This is a genomic window from Geothrix sp. 21YS21S-4, from assembly GCF_030845995.1.
Classification (GTDB): domain Bacteria; phylum Acidobacteriota; class Holophagae; order Holophagales; family Holophagaceae; genus Geothrix.
Window position 1 is genome coordinate 1,183,059 of record NZ_CP132719.1, and the last position, 17,435, is coordinate 1,200,493.

A 17,435-nucleotide genomic window follows, 5' to 3' on the forward strand; every position below is an offset into this window, starting at 1 on the left:
AGGCGCTATCCTGGAGCCATGGTCTCGAAGCTGGCTTCCTTCTCTTCCTCCCGCCGCTGGCTGGGTCGGGCGCTGTGGACCTTCGTGGCCCTCGTGGTCGCGGGTGGCGCGGCCCTGGCGGTGTCGTGGTCGGTGCTCTCGCGGGACGCCGACAGCTTCCTGACCCTCTTCGCCCTGCGGGTCCCCAAGACCATCACCAAGGTCCTGGACCAGAACGGCAACGTCATCGGGATCTTCGCGGAGGAGCACCGCGTCGTGATCCCCTATGGCGACATTCCCAAGGCCTTCGTCAACGCGCTGGTGGCCACGGAGGACGCGGATTTCTGGGAGCACAGCGGGATCTCGGGGCGCGGCTTCCTGCGCTCGGGCTGGAACTTCGTCAGCAGCTTCGGCCGTCGCCGCGAAGGCGGCTCCACGCTCACCATGCAGCTCATCCGCACCGTCACCGCCAAGCGCCAGAAGCGGCTGGACCGCAAGCTGAAGGAGATCATCCTCGCCCGCAAGCTGGAGAAGGCCTACAGCAAGAAGCAGATCATGGAGATGTACGCGAACGAGGTCTACTTCGGCGGCGGGCGCTACGGAATCGAGGCCGCCGCGGAGTTCTACTTCGGCAAGAGCGCGCCGCAGCTGGCGCCGGAGGAGTGCGCCCTGCTCGCGGGGCTGGTCCAGAATCCCAACTGGTACAACCCCTACAATCCCGATCCCAAGGCCCGCGCCGCCGCCAAGACCCGCCGCAACCACGTCCTGATCCGGATGGTGAAGGAGGGCTACCTGAAGGCTCCCGAGGCCAGCCAGCTCGTGGAGCGGCCCATCCGCCTGGCGCGGGAGAACGCCCGCGAAGAGGCCGTGGCGCCCTACGTGGTGGAGGAGGTCCGCAAGTATCTCTATGAAAAGTACGGTCGGGAGCAGGTTCTGAACGGCGGGCTGGAGGTCACCACCACCGTGGACAGCTACTGGCAGGAGGCGGCCAACCAGGCCGTTCGCGCGGGCCTCAAGGCCGTGGACCGCCGCCGGGGCTTCCGCAAGGAGGGCGTCCAGTTCGTGAGCGATCCCGACACTGCGCAGCTCAGCGGGTGGAAGCGCTATTTCGAGGCCGGAGACAGCGTCCGCGGCGTGGTCCTCGGTTGGCGGGGCGGCAAGGCCCAGGTGCGCGTCGGCAAGGCCACCCTGGACGTGCCGGAGAGCGCCTTCGCGTGGGCCGGTCGAGACATCCAGAAGCTGCTCCCCCGCGGCGCCTCACCCCTGTTCACGGTGAAGACCGTGGAGGACGGCACCCCGAAGACGTTGGAGCTGGATCAGGAGCCGTCCGTGGAAGGCGCACTCCTGGCGGTGGATCCCAAGACGGGCGAGATCCGCGCCCTGGTGGGCGGCTACGACTTCAACCGATCCAAGTTCAACCGCGCCATCCAGGCCCAGCGGCAGGTGGGCTCCACCATGAAGGCCTACGTGTACGGCGCGGCGTTCACCGCCGGGAAGACGCCGGCCACGATCGTCGAAGATGTGCCCACCCGCTTTGTGGACACGGCGGATTTCCTGACGATCTCGCATCCCGACGGCACCTCGGAGTACAAGCCGCTCCGCGCGAGCGTGAAGCCCTACGAGCCCAAGAACTACGAGCGCGATTTCTGGGGTCCCATTCCCATCTGGGAGGCCCTCCGCGATTCCCGGAACGTGCCCGCGGTCCGCACTCTGGAGGAGGTGGGCCTCGCCGCGGCCATCGACTTCGCCCGCAAGTGCGGCGTCACCGGCACCATCCCGCCCTATCCCAGCATCGCTCTGGGCTCGCCGGACCTCACCCTGCGGGAAATGGTGCGGGGGTACGCGACCATCGCCAACGGCGGCCTCCAGTCCCCGGCGCCCTTTTTCATCAAGAAAGTGGCCGACCGCAACGGGAAGGTCCTGGAGAACCACGCCGCGGCGGCTTCGGAGCAGGTGCTGGATCCCATGAGCACCTTCCAGTTGATCCAGTGCCTCCAGGGCGTGGCCAACAGCGGGACCGGCGCGGCCACCAACGCGCTGGAGTGGCCCGTGGCGGGGAAGACCGGCACCACCGACGACCACACCGACGGCTGGTTCATCGGGTTCTCCACCCGCGTCGCCTGTGGCGTATGGGTGGGCCTGGACGAGAAGAAGACCATCTTCCGGGGCGCCGACGGCGCCAAGGTGGCGGTCCCCATCTGGGTGGACTTCATGAAGGTGGCCCTGCCCACCACGCCCAAGGAGGAGTTCCAGGCCCCCGACGGGATGGAGTGGGCGGACATCGACCGCTACACCGGCCTGCTCGCCACCTCCGCCACCACGGACAGGGTGCTCCACCTGGCGTTCAAGCCGGGCACCGTGCCGCGTTCCGGAAGTGACGCCGACGCCATCCAGAAGATCCGCGAGGCCCGCGCCAAGGCGGCTTCCCAGCCGCTGGAAAACCGCGTGTGGGGGCGCTCCCAGCAGGTCGAGGAAACCAAGCCCACGGACCTCTCCTCCACGGATCCCAACGCGTAGAGCTTCCAGCGAAAAGAGGCGCGTGACCCATGTCCGCCGCGTCTCCGCGGATCCTGGGGGCTCTCCGGAGCGTGCCGTGTCCTTCCGCAGGTCCCTGTGTCTTCTCTGTCTGGCGGCCGGCTTGTCCGCCCAGGATCCCTTTCCCACCCAGGCTGAATTCGGGTTCCAGGAGCGGGTCCGGTCCGAGGCCTGGGACAACCTCGCCGACCACCGTGACGCCACGCCGGACCTCCGCACCCAGTACCGCTTCCGGACGCGGCTGTGGGCCACGCTGCCGCTGGGGAAGGACGTCGCCTTCAGCGCGGGATTGGTGAATGAGAACCGGAAGCTCGCCAAGCCGGACCAGGCGGCGAACGGGCGGGAGATCGCGTTCGAGACCTGCTTCGTGGACTGGCGGATGGGCGCGGGTTGGTCCCTGCGGGCGGGCCGCCAGAACCTGATGCGCGGCGACGGGTTCGTCCTGTGGGACGGCAGCGCCCTGGACGGCAGCCGATCGGCCTACGTCAACGCCCTGGACCTGGCCTGGACCGCGGCCGGCACCACCGTGGAGTTCCTGGCGATCTCGGATCCCTTCAAGGACCGCTACCTGCCGCGGTTCAACGAAGCCCGCGATCCCAAGGAGCGCCAGCTGCTCAACGAGCGAGACGAGGCGGCCCTCGGGGTGTACGCCACCTGGCGGCAGGCGGGTCGGGATGTGCAGGCCTACGCCTTCCACAAGACCGAGCGGAACGACATCCGCGCCGCCGGCGATCCGCTGTTTCAGCCGGACCGCCGGGTGGAGACCCTGGGACTGCGCGCGGTGGAGGAGCTGATGCCCGGCCTGTCCGCCACGGCGGAAGGTGCCGTGCAGGGCGGGCACGAGGACGCCCGTCCCGGATCCACAGGCGCCGGCTCGCCGATCCGCGCCTGGGGCGCCCAAGCCCGCGTGGCGAAGACCTTCGCCGCGGAAGCCCAGCCGGTGCTGACCGTGGGCTGGACCGGACTGTCCGGCGACGACCCCGCCACTTCCGCGAAGGAGGGCTGGGATCCGCTGTTCAGCCGGTGGCCGAAGTGGAGCGAACTCTACGTCTACAGTCTGGTTCCCGAAGGGGGCGTGGCCGCGTGGTCGAACCTGCGCATGTGGGAGGCTACCGTCCAGGCCCGCCCATGGTCGCGATTGGCGCTGCGGGGAAGCGCCTACTGGATGCGGGCCTGCCGCTCGGCCGTGGACAAGGGCGCGCTGTTCGCCCCGGGCCTGGGTCGCGGACGGCTGCTGGAGCTGCGGGCGGACCTGACCCTGTCCGACCGCTGGCAGGGCCACGTCCTCTACGAACGCCTCGACCCCGGCACCTTCTACGCCGGAAGCGACGCGGGCCGCTTCTTCCGCGTGGAAGCCGTCTACACCTTCCGCCGGAGGCTCTGAAAAGCTTTCACCCCCAAGACACCAAGGGCACCAAGTAAAAGCAGGAGCGATCTCCTGTCTTTCTTGGCGCCCTTGGTGTCTTGGTGGTGATCTTTCCGCCTTTCCTGCTCAGCCCTTCTTCTTCCACGGCCTGGCGGGACGGTCCTCCCAGGTGCGGGTCTCGGGGCGCTTGGCCCAGGGTTTGGCGGGGGTGCGGGGCTTTTCGTCCAGCTCGCGGCGGGGCTTGAAGCTGCCGTCGGTGCGGGTCTTGGAGGGGGTTTCGCTGGCCCGGGCAGCGGCGCGCTCGGCGTAGGAGCGCTGGGGGCGGGGACCGCCCTCCTTGCGCTCGCGGGGCGAGTCGTAGCGGGGCTTGGCGGTCTTCCGCTCAGCGGGTTCGGCGGGAATGTCGAAGCCCGCGGATTGGTCCGCCTGGACGAGGCTCAGCAGGCCCGCCACCAGGTGCGCCGCGTCCACGTCCTGCAGCATCCGCGTCGCCTGGGTCAGGGTGGCCGCGCTGGGGGCGGCGGCGATGCGCTCGGCCAGACGCTGGCTCTGGGTCTCGCGGATTTCCGCGGGCGTCGGGACGGGGCGCCAGTCCAGCGTCAGCCCGCCGCGGCGGCTCCACGCCAGGAGGATGCGGCTCTCCTTCCAGTTCACCAGGGCGAGGCTGCTGCCCTTGGCCCCGGCGCGGCCCGTGCGGCCGCTGCGGTGGATGTAGTTCTCCAGCTGGGTGGGGATGCCCACGTGGACCACCAGCGGCAGGCCGCCGATGTCCAGGCCGCGGGCGGCCACGTCGGTGGCCACGAGGTAGCGCAGCTTGCCGTCCTTGAACTGGCCGAGGATCCGGGTGCGGGTGGCCTGGGCCAGGTCGCCGTGGAGGAACGCCGCGGGCAGGCCCGACACCGTCAGCTCCTCGGCCACTTCTTCGCTCTGGGCCTTGGTCTTGGTGAAGATCAGCGCGGCGCTGGGCTCGTCCTTCAGGAGGAGATTCACCAGGGCGCGCACCTGGAGGTGATCGGGAGCCAGGACGGGCGTATGGGCGATGTCGGCGTGGACGGCCTGTTCGCCGGCTTCCGCCAACTGGATCTGCACCGGGTCCTTCAGGAACCGCTTCGCCAGCCGGGCGATGGGGGCGGGCAGGGTGGCCGAGAACAGGTAGGTCTGCGGGCCCGCGGGCACCTTGGCCAGGATGGTCTCCACGTCCTCCAGGAAGCCCATGTTCAGCATCTCGTCGCACTCGTCGAGGACGACCATGCGGACGCGGCTCAGGTCGAGGGTGCCGCGCTCCAGGTGATCCATCACGCGGCCGGGCGTTCCCACCACCACGGGCGAGCCCATGGACAGGGCCCGGAGCTGGGGCGTGTAGCTGACGCCGCCCACGAGGGAGGCGATGGGCAGCTTGGGCACGAGGCTGTGCAGCTCCGCGCCCACCTGCTGGGCCAGCTCGCGGGTGGGCGCGAGGATCAGGGCCTGGGTGTGGCGCTCGTCGGACAGGCGGTGGAGCAGGGGCAGGCCGAAGGCCAGGGTCTTGCCCGAGCCGGTGCGGCTCTGCACCAGCAGGTCGCGCCCTTCGAGGCCGGGCTGGAAGGTGCGGGCCTGGACGGGCATGGGGGTCTCGAAGCCGCGCTTGGCGAGGGCCGCCAACAAGGCTTCGCTGCAGCCGAGGGCTGCGAAGGTCTGGTCGTTCACGATGTCTCCCGGGGCTGTCCCGCGAGAGATGGCAGACAGCGCCAGTCGGGAAGGGCCCAAACAATTAGTCTCGCACAGAAGCCCTTGAATTTCCAGGAAGAATCCTGCAAAGAGGACCCTGGATTGGGACATACTCCTCCATGGCCCTCCCCGACGATCGCGTCCTCGCGCTGCCCCTGAGTTCCGACCCCTCTCTCCGGCGGCGCTTCATGCTCCTGGACGAGGATCTCCCGGCCAACGTCCGCTTCGGGCTGGTGCTCGAAGTGCTCGACAAGGTGGCGGAGGAATGCGCCCTGGATTTCGTGCGCCGCGTCCATCCCCAGGCGCGGGTGGTGACGGCGGCCATCGACAACATCTACGTCCGCAGCGCGGCGGACGTCCACCGCGACCTGGTCTTCCGCGCCCGGGTCAACTTCGTGGGCCGCACCAGCCTGGAGGTGGGCATCCGCGTGGAGCATCCCGAGGGCGGCGGCCTGCCCGCGGTCCACATTGCGTCCTGCTACTTCACGATGGTGGCCCGCACCACCGCGGGCGCCGGGGCGGAAAGCGTGGTCCTCCCCGCTTTCGAGCCCGATGGGCCGTTGGGCGACCGCCGCTGGGAGCGCGCCATCGCCCGCCGGGAGGGCTACCGCAAGCAGTTGGACCAGGCCCTGGAGCCGCCCAGCCGCGAGGAATACGGCCTGCTGGCGGCCCTCCACGCGGCCCAGGACCGGGCGGATTTCCGCGGGTTGGTGGCCCGGGACTGCGTCACCAGCGGATGGGAGCGCACCTATCCCGAGCACGAGAACGTCCCGAGCAAGATCTTCGGCGGCCACCTGATCCGCCAGGCCTACGAGCAGTCGGCCATCTGCGCGGAGCAGGTGGCGCCGCACCGCCCGGTGATCGTGGCGGTGAACCGCATCAACTTCGTCCAGCCCGTGCGGATGGGCGACAAGCTCCAGTTCCTGAGCCGGGCCGTGTATTCCGGCCGCACCAGCGTCTGCGTGGAGACGGACATCATCCGCGTCAGCCGGGACCGCTCCCAGACGCACCTGTCCAACAGCTGCGTGTTCACCTTCGCCAACGTGGACGACGACCTGCGCCTCCAGCCCGTGCCGCCGATCCACCCCACCACCTACGCCGAGGACGCCCGCTACCTGGCGGCCCACCGCCGCCACGCCGCCCAGCGGACCTGGAAGGCGACGCGGGGACGAAGCGGTGGCGCGGAACCCGCGGAGCGTTAGACTCGGACCCGTGACGACTCTGCTGATCATCCGCCATGGCATCGCCGAAGACCCGCAGCCCGACCAGCGGGATGGGGAGCGGGCCCTCACGCCCGAGGGCTGGACGAAGACCCGCGCCGCCATGAAGGGCCTGGTGGACCGGGGCCATGTCCCCACCCGCGGCTTCACCAGCCCCTACCGCCGCGCCGTGGAGACCATGGCGTGCCTCCAGGAGGCCGCGGGCGCCTTTCCCACGGAGACCACCCTCAACCTGCTGCCGCAGTCCTCGCCCGCCCAGGCCGACCTGTGGCTGCGCGGGCTGATGATCGAAGCGGGCGAGGGCGTTCTGGCGGTGGTCAGCCACCAGCCCTTCCTCAGCGAGTTGGTATTCCATCTCCTGGGCCGCAGCCTCGACATGAAGAAGGCCGGGGTGGTGGTGGCGAAGTGGGAAGAGGGCGGCTGGCAGTTCGAGCGGCAGTACCAGCCCTCGGAACTGCGGGACTGACGTGCGGGCCCAGCCGACCTTCGTCCGGCTCGCGTCGGGGGTGAAGCTCCACTACCGCGTCCAGGGACCGCCGGGCGCGCCGTGGGTGGTGCTGCTCAACGGCCTCCTGTCGGACACCACCATGTGGGCCGGCGTCCTCCCCGGGCTGACGGATCGCTGCCGCGTGTTGACCTTCGACAGCCGCGGCCAGGGCCGCTCCGACGCGCCGGAGGAAGGCCCCTATCCCACGGCCCTGCTGGCGACGGAGGCCTGGGAGTTGTTTCGGGCGCTGGAGGTGGACCGCCCCTGGTTGATGGGCCTCTCCAACGGCAGCGCCATCAGCCTGGAACTGCTCAGCGCCCATCCCGGCGCCTTCGCCGGGGCCGTCCTCACCAGCGCCCTGTCGCGCATCGACTTCGCCATGGGGCTGAAGGCCGAGCACTGGGCCCGCTGCCTGGAGGTGGGCGGGCCGCTGATGCAGTTCGACGCCGTCGCGCCCTTCCTGTGGGGCGATGCCTTCCTGGAGGCCCGGCACGGCGTGCTGCGGGCCTACCACCAGGTGGTCACCGGCGCCGGGAAGCCCCTCCACGGCAACCTCCATCAGATCCGCGGGATCCTGGGCTGGGACATCCGGGATCGGTTGGGCGCTATGGATGCGCCGACGCTGCTGTTGTGCGGCGCCGAGGACCTGCTGACGCCGCCGTGGAAGTGCCTGGAGACCGCCCGCCTGATCGCCGGCAGCCGGTTCGAGACGGTGCCCGGCATCGGCCACGCCTACCCCGTGGAGGACCCCAAGGGGTTCGCGGCCAGGGTTAAGCAGTTCATGGAGAAATCCGACGCGAGGTTTGGACAATAGGGGAATCTGGCCTACCATACAGCCTTCCCCGAGCCACTTCCGACTCGCCCTGCCCCCAGGTGACCTATGGCCACCCCTTCTCAGTCCCCGGTCGTCCTGAGCCTGCAAGAGCTCAAGGAACTCTCCATCGGCAAGCTCGCCGACCTGGCAAAGGGCCTGGAGATCGACAACCCGCTGTCCATGCGGAAGCAGGAACTGGTGTTCCGGGTGCTCCAGGCGCAGGCGGAGCGCGAGGGCCAGTTCTTCGCGGAGGGCGTGCTGGAGGTGCTGCCCGAGGGCTTCGGCTTCCTGCGGAGCCCCGACCAGAACTACCTCGCCGGGCCCGAGGACATCTACGTCTCCCCCAGCCAGATCCGCAAGTTCAACCTCCGCACCGGCGACACGCTGTCCGGCATGATCCGCGCGCCGAAGGAGGGCGAGAAGTTCTTCGCCATGCTACGGGTGGACGCCGTCAACTTCGATCCCCCGACGGTGGCGAAGGACCGCGCCCACTTCGACGACCTGGTGCCCCTCTATCCCAAGCACCACCTCCGCATGGAGCGCGACGCCCAGGAGCTGAGCACCCGCGTCATGGACCTGATGACGCCCCTGGGCAAGGGCCAGCGCGCCCTGATCGTGGCGCCGCCGCGCACGGGCAAGACCGTGCTCCTCCAGAACATCGCCAACTCCATCACCGCCAACCATCCCGAAGTCTTCCTCATCGTCCTGCTCATCGACGAGCGGCCCGAGGAAGTCACGGACATGGAGCGCGGCGTGAAGGGCGAGGTGGTCTCCAGCACCTTCGACGAGCCCGCCACCCGCCACGTCCAGGTGGCCGAAATGGTCATCGAGAAGGCCAAGCGCCTGGTCGAGCACAAGAAGGACGTGGTGATCCTGCTGGATTCCATCACGCGCCTGGCCCGGGCCTACAACACCGTGGTCCCCCCCAGCGGCAAGGTGCTGTCCGGCGGCGTGGACAGCAACGCCCTCCAGCGCCCCAAGCGGTTCTTCGGCGCCGCGCGGAACATCGAAGCCGGCGGCAGCCTCACCATCATCGCCACCGCCCTCATCGAGACCGGCAGCCGCATGGACGACGTGATCTTCGAGGAGTTCAAGGGCACCGGCAACAGCGAGATCGTCCTGGACCGCAAGCTCAGCGACAAGCGCATTTTCCCCGCCATGGACATCCAGAAGTCCGGCACCCGCAAGGAAGACCTGCTCATCGAACCCGCCAAGCTCGCCAAGATCTGGGTCCTCCGCAAAATCCTCAGCGCCAGCGGCCCCAGCGAAAGCATGGAGCTCCTCGTGGATCGCCTGGGTAAGGCCAAGACCAACGATGAGTTCCTGGCGAACTTGCAGGAGCCGACGCCGCGGCGGTGAGGGTAGGGTCCGTGCGGATAGGGGTGTTGTAGGGGGGTTGGTTCGAGAGGCTGAGCCTTGGATCAGGAGGGCTAGGCCATTAGAGCGGGAGCTTTAACTTCTTTCATGCAGAGGGAAGCAAAGCCTAAGGCCCTATTCGGGAATCGGCGGAGAGCCCTTCCGGCTCCAGAGCATCTCCCGCTCTCTGTCTATGTCCGAATCCGTGAGATTTCTCCGGGTGCTGAAGTAGAATCGATCATCCTCCCCTCCTTTTTCGGTCTGCCAAATTAGACGTCATCAGTCTCACGGCTCTTCAACATTTAGGCCCTCCTTGCATTCCTTCCGTTCTCTCTCAACATCTCACTATCCCGGTTTCGCTCAGTGCCCGGTACAGGCGGTGTCGATTAACTCCATTCATCAGGCGACTCAATCCTATGAATAACTTACTAACAACTATTATTACAAGTTCTCTTGTTGCTACTATTACGGGTGCGATAATTAATGGATATATTGAAGATCGAAAATCAAAACAATCCGTTAGATTTGAGGCCCTCGCGATTGCTGTTGCTCTCGAGGGATATGCTATTATCTGCGCCAATAAAATTTCAGCCCACAATACCGCAGTCACATCAGAAGGAGCGGCCAGTTTATTGTTGAGAAGTGTACCAAAGTTTCCGCAATTCTCTGGAGTGATTAGATTTTTTGGTCCTCGGAAGATGTCATTAGCTAATAGAATAATGATGTTTTCTCAGGAAGTATATCAGGCAAATCAGAGTGTGGCATTTTGGTGGGAGGTAGTTGGTGATTTAGAGGCAATGTACCAAGAAGCAAAAATTCAAGGTGCTAAAATGGGCTTGCAAAGTCTTGATCTTGCCCGCGATATTCGAGAGGAATTTAAATTACCCCATCGGATCCTTATTTTTGGTGACTATGACATTCGCCAACTCCTTAAAGAGCAAAACCGTATGGTCTAAGCTATGTTCCAGAACTGCCTATCCTTCCGTTCTCTCAATTTCTCATTTTCTGATTTCCATTGGTCATCTGTGGGCACCGGCGCCAGTTAGCTTCCATTGATAGACTCCTCCTAATAGGAGAACACATGAAAAAAATTATATCAGCAGCAATTGGTGGAATATTGTCATTTATGTTATTCCTATCTCTTGCTATATTGATAGACTTCCTATTTTTTGATAACATTAATCGCGCAGGACCTGGGTTCATTCAAGTTGCGACATATGCGGTATTAGGGGGGGTAATCACTGCGACTTCAGGGGCATATCGCAACCCGGAGCCCATATTTCGAGTTATATACTTTTTTAGAAAATTATTTTCCCTAAGCCAGCTTACTACTGGTCTTAAAAGAACAATGTTTTTAGTGTTAATTATGGGTATAAGTCTTTGGGGACTCAATATTGGCACTTATTATATCAACCATTGGAATGATTTTTATGGATTCTTTGAGCTTGTGCCTTTTAATTATGGGAAAGATTACACGTTATATTGGTTTTTCTTTTGGCTGAGTATGGTATTGATTGTTGCGGGAATTGCTGGTTCATTTCTCTACGATGCAACCATCGGTCATGTGATCGCTTGGATTAGAAATGGAAATAAAAGTGATTCTAATCTTTAGCTCAATAAGTCATTGGGGAGGATCTAAGAACTAAGTAGCGGCATTAGGGAGAAAGGGTCGCATCGGAAAGAGGGATCAGAAGATGAGTAATGCTTGAAGCCCCCTCAATACCTGTAACGCTTCCAGGGAGAAAAGCCATTCGCCTTGCTTAGAACGTTCCTAGCACATGCCATCAATACAATAGATAGTCTCATAACTTACAACCAAAAATTGACGTTTGTATCCCAACCACAACAATCGTGGGAAGTGTCGAGATTGCGCGCTAAGATTGCGCGCTAAGCGGAGCAAATTCGTTCTCTTCGCAAACAGCCGGAGACCTACTAGCACTGTGAGTATTGGTCACCTCCACAGTCTACTCTTTATTCAACGCTTTGCTTTAGAGCTTTGCCACTCCCTCGGCTAAACTGAAAGGTCATCCGGAAGCCCGCCCGTGACCTTTCCCCACACCCCTTTCCACATCGGTCCCGTCGAGGTGCCCAACCGCCTCGTGATGGCGCCGCTGCACGAGATCACGGACCAGCCGTTCCGGCGGTTCATCCGCGAGATCGGGGGGGTGGGGCTGACGGTGTCGGAGATGATCAGCAGCGAGGCGCTGATCCGGCATGCGGTGAAGGCGGAGCGGATGATGGCGGGGACGGAGGAGCGGCCGCTGTCTATGCAGATCTCCGGGGGGCGGCCGGAGGCGCTGGCGGAGGGGGCGCAGCTGTGCGAGGCGGCGGGGGCGGACCTGGTGGACCTGAACATGGGGTGCCCGGCGAGCAACGTCACCAAGGGCGGGGCGGGGTCGGCGCTGCTGAAGGACATCCGGCTGGCGGAGCGTTGCGTCACGGCGATGGTGAAGGCCGTGAAGGTGCCGGTGACGGTGAAGATGCGCGCCGGCTGGGACGCATCCCAGAAGGACCGGGGCGAGTTCCTGGACTTCCTGCGGATGTTCGACGCGGCGGGCGTGAAGGCCCTGGCCATCCACCCGCGCACCCGCGCCCAGCAGTACGAGGGTCACGCCGACTGGAGCATCATCGCCCGCGCGGTGGAGGCCGGCACGTCGTATCCCATCCTCGGAAACGGCGACGTGAACGCGCGGGAGGACGCCTTCCGCATGGTGGAAGAGACGGGCTGCGCGGCGGTGATGATCGGCCGCGGCGCCCTCTACAACCCCTTCCTGTTTCGGCAGATCCTGGAGCCGGAGCTGGGAGTGACCACCGAGATGCGGATCGATGCCACGCTACGGCTGTTCCGGATCCTGCTGGATCTGCTGGAGCCGCGCGAGGCCCTGCACAAGATCAAGAAGATCGGCGCCTGGTTCACCAAGGGCGTGCCGGGCGGCCACGGGTTCCGCCAGAACCTGCACGCCGCGGGCGATCCGCAGGCGCTGATGGCGGCCATCGACGCCCTGCGCCATGCGGGCGCGGCCTGATACCTAGACGACCAGGGCCTAAGGTTTTCTTTTCACCACCAAGACACCAAGACACCAAGAAAAGCTCTACCACTGGGTATGCAGTTCTTGGTGCCCTTTGCGTCTTGGTGGTGATCTTTTCTTTCAGCGCGAATCCGCCGTATCCCGGGACGGTCCCGCCACGACGGCCTCCTCCTGGGTGAAGGCAGGCGTGTCCATCCACGGCCGCTCGCGAATGGGGCAGGCTTCCGCCGCGCAGCGCCCGCAGACGAGGTGGCCGCAGGGGTCCAGGTGGACGTGCATCTCGCCTTCGATTCCCGCCTCATCCAGGACGCGCTGGCCGAAGGTTTCGCACAGGTCGTGGGCCTGCCGGAGCGGGTAGTACTCGGGCACCACCAGGTGGACGTCCACGTGGGTGTGGCGGCCCGTGCGGAAGGTGCGCAGCTCGTGGACGGCGAGGATGTCCCAGGGGCGAAGCCGGTTCATGGCGCCCACCAGCCGCTCCACCACGGCGGGATCCTCCTCGTCCAGGAGGGCGCGGGCGGCGCGCCTCACCAGGCGGAAGCCGGTGCGGGCCAGCAGCAGGCCGACGGCCAGGGCGAGGACGGGATCCAGCCAGCGGAGGCCGGTTGCCTTCACAGCCAGCAGGCCCGCGCAGAGGCCCAGGGTGGTCCAGAAGTCCGACAGCACGTGGTGGCCGTCGGCCTCCAGCGCCTGGGAGTGGGTCTTCCGGCCCTGGCGGACGAGATACCAGCCCAGCGCGCCGTTCAGCGCTCCCGCGACCACGTTCACCGCCAGGCCGAGGCCCAGGTCTTTCAGCGGACTGCCGTGGAGGAGGGCCGCCCCGGCCTCCAGGATGATGTACGCGGCCGCGAGGGAGACCAGTCCGCCCTCGAAGGCGGCGCTGAAGTGCTCGATCTTTCCGTGGCCGTAGGGATGATCCCGATCCGCGGGCTTTCCCGCGAAGATCACCGCGCCCAGGGCGAAGGCGGCGGCCCCGACGTTCACCACGCCCTCGACAGCGTCGGATTTCAGGGCGACGGAACCCGATAGGGCATAGGCCACCACCTTCAGCCCGAGGATGCCGGCGCCCGCCGTCAGGGACAGGAGGGCGACGCGCAGTCTCGAGCGCTGCTCGGCGGAGCGGGAGGGTTCCACCCTAGCCGCCGAATTCCTCGAACAGCCCGCGCTGGAGGCCGCTGCCCGGATCCGCGGGGAAGGGGAAGGCGGCGGCGGGCGCCCAGGGCAACTCGGGATCGAAGGGGGAAGGCGGCGCGAGGTCGGGGGGGAGCCACCGGACGGCAGGCGGCGGCTGGATCTGGGCGAGGACGGCGTGGGCTCCCGCTTCCGCCGGGACGGCGGGAACGCGGAGCAGGACCGTCGGCGGATGGTCGAGGAGGGCACTCCAGCCGGCGGGCTGGAGGGCGCGCGCTTCCAGCGGCGCGGGTTCGCGGGGATCCGCCGCCAGGCCCGCCGTGAAGGCACCCGGAGCGGGAGGAAGGGGCAGGCTGGCCCGCCAGGGCAATCCCTCGCGGAGGGCCTGGCGGCCGAGGAGGCCGGCGACCCGCCGGTCGCCCGAGGCGCCCACGTGGACGATGCTCCGGAGGCGCTCCTGGAGCATGGTTTTCAGGGCCGTGAGGTGGGCGAAGGCCGCGGCCCAGTCGCCTCCGGCCCGCTGGAACTCCGCGCCCCCGGTCACCGCCAGCCGCCAGCCCGCGGCCCGGCGCGAAAAGGGAAGGTCGCCCCAGGCGCCCGCGGCCATGCGCTGGGCGAGCCCGCGCTCCACCGCGCCCTGGGCCTCGATCATGGCGCTCACCAGGCTTTCGCCGGCGGCGAGGGACGCGAGGGCGCCCACGGGCAGGATGAGTTCGCCCCACAGCCAGCCGGGCTGGACCTCCTCGCCCGGGGCGGACACGCCCAGATCCGGGAGCCCCCAGACCTTTTCCGGCCGGGGCGCCCAGCCCAGGACTCCCTGCCGCCACGCTTCGCCAGCCGCGCCTTCGGGCGGCTCGGGACTGTGCACCCACGCGCGGAAGGCGCCGCCCGGCAGCTGGGCGGCGGTGCCGGGTTCCAGGTGCAGGCTCAGCCCGGGGACGGCGGAGATGGCCTCCCACCAGCCCAGGCGAGATTCGGAGGGCTGGGCTTCCATCCATGCGGGCGGATGGTCCCACACCAGGCCGAAGCCGCCGGGCAGGAGGGCCGCGAGGGTCATCAGCCGGGCCAGGGCGCGGCAGGGCGCGGCGTGGACGGAGGCCAGGCCCTCCTCCAGGAAGCGGGAGCCGGACCAGCCGGCCCAGGGGCCGTCCTCGGCCGTGCGCAGCAGGAATCCGCGGCCTTCCGTTTCCGTCACCGGACCTCCGCGGCGGGGCAGGGAGCGCTTGTCAGGGGCGCGAACATGGGGCGGCCCACGCCGCCGGGGGCGAAGGCGCGGTCCCAGCGCTCCCGCAGGCGCCGGGCGGCTTCCCGGGCGGCGTCGGGGCCTTCCCATCCGAGCAGCCGCAGGCCCAGCCACGTGGCGGACAGGAGGCAGCCCGTCCCGCGGCGCTCCCCGGGCAGCCGGGGCGCGGAGCCGAGGGGAAGGACCTCCGCTCTCGTGATCCACAGATCCTCGACTTGGCCCCCCTCCGCATGGCCGCCCTTCAGCCACACCGCGGCCGCTCCGGCCTCCAGCCACGGGCGGGCCAGGGTCTCGGCACTCGCGGCGCGGATGGCCTCCGACGGCAGTCCCGCGAAGGCAGCGGCCTCGCCCCGGTTGGGGCTCACGATCCAGCCACCCAGGGGAAACAGGTCCGCCGCCATCCGGCGGAGGTCGCCTCCGTCATGAAGCCCCACACCCGCGGTCGGAGCGAGGATGGGATCCCAGATCCGGACCGGCGGCGCCAGGTGGCGGAGGGTGGCGCACAGTCGCCGGAAATCCTTCGCGTCGAGGGCACACAGGCTGAGCTTCACGCCCCACCGGCCCGACAGATGCGGCGCCAGATTCTCCACCCGCTGGACGGGATCCAGGGAAGGGGCCTCGATCCGCGCGCAGGCCAGGCCGTTCTGGAGGGTCTCCGCCAGGCTGACCGCCATGGGCTGGCACCCCAGCTCCGAAAGGGCCAGGGCGTCGCGGAGGAGGCCGGCGCCGGCGGACGGGTCCATTCCGCCCAAGCAAAGGGCGACCGGCGGAATGAAGGGGCGGGGGGCATCCATGGCGAAATTCCAGAATGCCACAGAGCGGGGAAAGGCCCTGCTACACCCTGCGTTCGGGATCCACGATCTCGGTGACGCGCAGGCCCAGGCTGTCCTCCAGCACCGTGACCTCGCCCCGGATGATGACGCGGTTCTTGCACAGGACGTCCATGGGTTCGCCCGCGCTCTTCTTCAGCTCCACCAGCGAACCGGGCTCCAGGTCCAGCAGTTCCCGGATGGTCATGCGCGCCTGGCCGAGCTGGATCTCGAGCTGGAGGGGCGTCTCGATGAAGGGCATCACCTCGGCCACGACCTGCTCGAAGCTGAGCACGCGGTCGTTCTCCAGCCGATCTCCCCGCTTGATGCTCATGTCCCTCCCGCGACCCCGTGAAGCGGGCCTGTCAAAGCATGGACCCGCGCTTCCGCCGCAGCAACGGCCGTGCCACGGGGAAGCGTGGAGGTTACTGCTGGATGGCCCAATCCACGATCAGCACGCTCTTGATGGGCCGCTTGGGCTTCTTGTGCTTGGGATCCTCCTTCTCACCGGCCTTGGGAGGATGGGGCTTGAACTGCTCGTTGAGCTTGTCCTTGATCTCCTTCCGCAGGGATTCGCGGGATTCGGGATCGGTGGCCTCCTCCACGCTCTTGCCGGAGAGGGCGGCCAGGACGATGGACTGGATCAGGCTCTTCTCGGGCGAGGCCTTGTCCCCGGCCACGAGCTTGCCCAGCTCGCCGTCGCAGAACAGGATGTTCAGCTCGCAGCGGAGGAAGGCGTTGCGCCGCGGGCCCGTGAGGTTGACCGTGCGGGTGAGGACCATGACGGGCGCGGCCTCCGGGCCGCCGTGGCCACCGCTCTCCTTCTTCTCCTCGCCGGTGCTCTCGCAGTCCTCGGAATCGCCCTCGTCGTGCCCGGCTTCGGGCTCGGCGGCGGCCTCGGGTGGTGCGGCTGCCGCGGCGGCCTTGGCGGCCTGCCGCTTCTTGAGGAAGAGCATGGCGCCCGCCCCGCCGCCGCCCAGGACGACCAGAGCGGCCACGATGATGATGATCAGCTTCATGGGGCTTTTCTTGGGGGCCGGAGCCTCATCGGACATGGGAACCTCTCACAGAACATCTCCTCATCGTAATCCCGAGCCGGCGGCCTGAATTGCGGACGGATGGCAGATTTCCGACCCGGGGCGGCTCCTGGGTCTCCTGGATCCGGGGTTTACGGAGGGGAAAAGGGTGGAAACCAAAAGGGAGGGCCCTTCGCCGCTTCTGCTTTCCCGGACTCCCCTAGGAGCCGAAAAAGATGCTTTGACAGGAAAAGGGGCCCGCCGAAGCGGGCCCCTTTTCTTCTTCAGGCAGGGGACCAGATGCGGCCCCGGTGCTCCTACTTGCGCTTCTTGCCGCCCTTGCCGTTGACTTCGTCAGCCAGCTTCTTGCCGGGCTTGAACTTGGCGACCTTCTTGGCAGCGATCTTGATGGGCTTGTTGTCGCGGGGGTTGCGGCCGGTGCGGGCGCCGCGGTTGGCGACGGAGAAGGTGCCGAAGCCGACGAGGGTCACCTTGTCGCCAGCGCGCAGGGCGGAGGCGATACCGCTGAGGACCTGATCCAGAGCGGCAGCGGCCTGGGCCTTGGTGATGCCGGACTTCTCGGAGACGGCTTGGACCAGTTCAGCCTTGTTCATGGAAACCTCCAAATTTGGGGAGATAGGTCCCCGGGTTAAGAAAAAGAAGCTGCGCTCATTCTTGGATGGCCGCCTCTGTTGGTTCTGCAAACGCCATGGGTCCGTAGAAGCCCATGAACACTGGATTTA

16 protein-coding genes are annotated in these 17,435 nt (G+C 66.7%); 9 read left to right on the forward strand and 7 right to left on the reverse strand.

Annotated features, from left to right (window positions below):
• The first annotated feature begins 18 nt into the window (after positions 1-18).
• On the forward strand, positions 19-2,496 hold the full coding sequence (locus RAH39_RS05330; RefSeq protein WP_306591770.1) for a penicillin-binding protein 1A: 2,478 nt from the start codon (positions 19-21) through the stop codon (positions 2,494-2,496).
• A 76-nt stretch (positions 2,497-2,572) separates the two neighbouring features.
• Positions 2,573-3,898 (forward strand): alginate export family protein, encoded by a 1,326-nt coding sequence (locus tag RAH39_RS05335; RefSeq protein ID WP_306591771.1) that lies wholly within the window; start codon positions 2,573-2,575, stop codon positions 3,896-3,898.
• Positions 3,899-4,006: 108 nt separating this feature from the next.
• Here the strand turns inward: RAH39_RS05335 and RAH39_RS05340 are convergent, their stop codons facing one another.
• Positions 4,007-5,566, reverse strand: coding sequence for a DEAD/DEAH box helicase (locus tag RAH39_RS05340; protein ID WP_306591772.1), 1,560 nt, complete (start codon positions 5,564-5,566; stop codon positions 4,007-4,009).
• Between the two features lie 140 nt (positions 5,567-5,706).
• On the opposite strand from RAH39_RS05340, the gene RAH39_RS05345 reads away from it, so the two are divergent.
• From RAH39_RS05345 to dusB, 7 genes are all read left to right on the forward strand, one after another.
• On the forward strand, positions 5,707-6,789 hold the full coding sequence (locus RAH39_RS05345; protein ID WP_306591773.1) for an acyl-CoA thioesterase: 1,083 nt from the start codon (positions 5,707-5,709) through the stop codon (positions 6,787-6,789).
• Between the two features lie 10 nt (positions 6,790-6,799).
• Positions 6,800-7,273 (forward strand): SixA phosphatase family protein, encoded by a 474-nt coding sequence (locus tag RAH39_RS05350; protein WP_306591774.1) that lies wholly within the window; start codon positions 6,800-6,802, stop codon positions 7,271-7,273.
• A 1-nt stretch (position 7,274) separates the two neighbouring features.
• On the forward strand, positions 7,275-8,108 hold the full coding sequence (locus RAH39_RS05355) for an alpha/beta fold hydrolase (RefSeq protein WP_306591775.1): 834 nt from the start codon (positions 7,275-7,277) through the stop codon (positions 8,106-8,108).
• 96 nt (positions 8,109-8,204) lie between these two features.
• Positions 8,205-9,467, forward strand: a complete 1,263-nt coding sequence (gene rho, locus RAH39_RS05360; protein WP_306592106.1) for a transcription termination factor Rho — start codon at positions 8,205-8,207, stop codon at positions 9,465-9,467.
• 413 nt (positions 9,468-9,880) lie between these two features.
• The gene (locus RAH39_RS05365; protein ID WP_306591776.1) at positions 9,881-10,420 is read left to right on the forward strand and encodes a hypothetical protein; all 540 of its coding nucleotides are present in this window, start codon (positions 9,881-9,883) and stop codon (positions 10,418-10,420) included.
• A gap of 125 nt (positions 10,421-10,545) precedes the next feature.
• Positions 10,546-11,076, forward strand: coding sequence for a hypothetical protein (locus RAH39_RS05370; protein ID WP_306591777.1), 531 nt, complete (start codon positions 10,546-10,548; stop codon positions 11,074-11,076).
• A 430-nt stretch (positions 11,077-11,506) separates the two neighbouring features.
• Complete coding sequence (gene dusB, locus RAH39_RS05375) at positions 11,507-12,490, forward strand: tRNA dihydrouridine synthase DusB (RefSeq protein WP_306591778.1); 984 nt, start codon at positions 11,507-11,509, stop codon at positions 12,488-12,490.
• A 123-nt stretch (positions 12,491-12,613) separates the two neighbouring features.
• Here dusB and RAH39_RS05380 read toward each other — a convergent pair whose 3' ends face one another.
• From RAH39_RS05380 to RAH39_RS05405, 6 genes are all read right to left on the reverse strand, one after another.
• Positions 12,614-13,627 carry a cation diffusion facilitator family transporter gene (locus tag RAH39_RS05380; RefSeq protein WP_306591779.1) on the reverse strand — a complete coding sequence of 338 codons (1,014 nt, stop codon included), beginning with the start codon at positions 13,625-13,627 and terminating at the stop codon, positions 12,614-12,616.
• A 1-nt stretch (position 13,628) separates the two neighbouring features.
• Positions 13,629-14,819, reverse strand: a complete 1,191-nt coding sequence (locus tag RAH39_RS05385) for a hypothetical protein (protein WP_306591780.1) — start codon at positions 14,817-14,819, stop codon at positions 13,629-13,631.
• Positions 14,816-15,610 carry a bifunctional hydroxymethylpyrimidine kinase/phosphomethylpyrimidine kinase gene (locus RAH39_RS05390; RefSeq protein WP_306591781.1) on the reverse strand — a complete coding sequence of 265 codons (795 nt, stop codon included), beginning with the start codon at positions 15,608-15,610 and terminating at the stop codon, positions 14,816-14,818. Before RAH39_RS05390 ends, RAH39_RS05385 begins: the two co-directional genes overlap by 4 nt.
• A gap of 91 nt (positions 15,611-15,701) precedes the next feature.
• Positions 15,702-16,010, reverse strand: a complete 309-nt coding sequence (locus RAH39_RS05395) for a FliM/FliN family flagellar motor switch protein (protein ID WP_306591782.1) — start codon at positions 16,008-16,010, stop codon at positions 15,702-15,704.
• 91 nt (positions 16,011-16,101) lie between these two features.
• Positions 16,102-16,695, reverse strand: coding sequence for a flagellar basal body-associated FliL family protein (locus tag RAH39_RS05400; protein ID WP_306591783.1), 594 nt, complete (start codon positions 16,693-16,695; stop codon positions 16,102-16,104).
• Positions 16,696-17,009: 314 nt separating this feature from the next.
• Entirely contained in the window at positions 17,010-17,306 is a 297-nt protein-coding gene (locus RAH39_RS05405) for an HU family DNA-binding protein (RefSeq protein WP_306591784.1), read from the reverse strand.
• Positions 17,307-17,435: the final 129 nt, after the last annotated feature.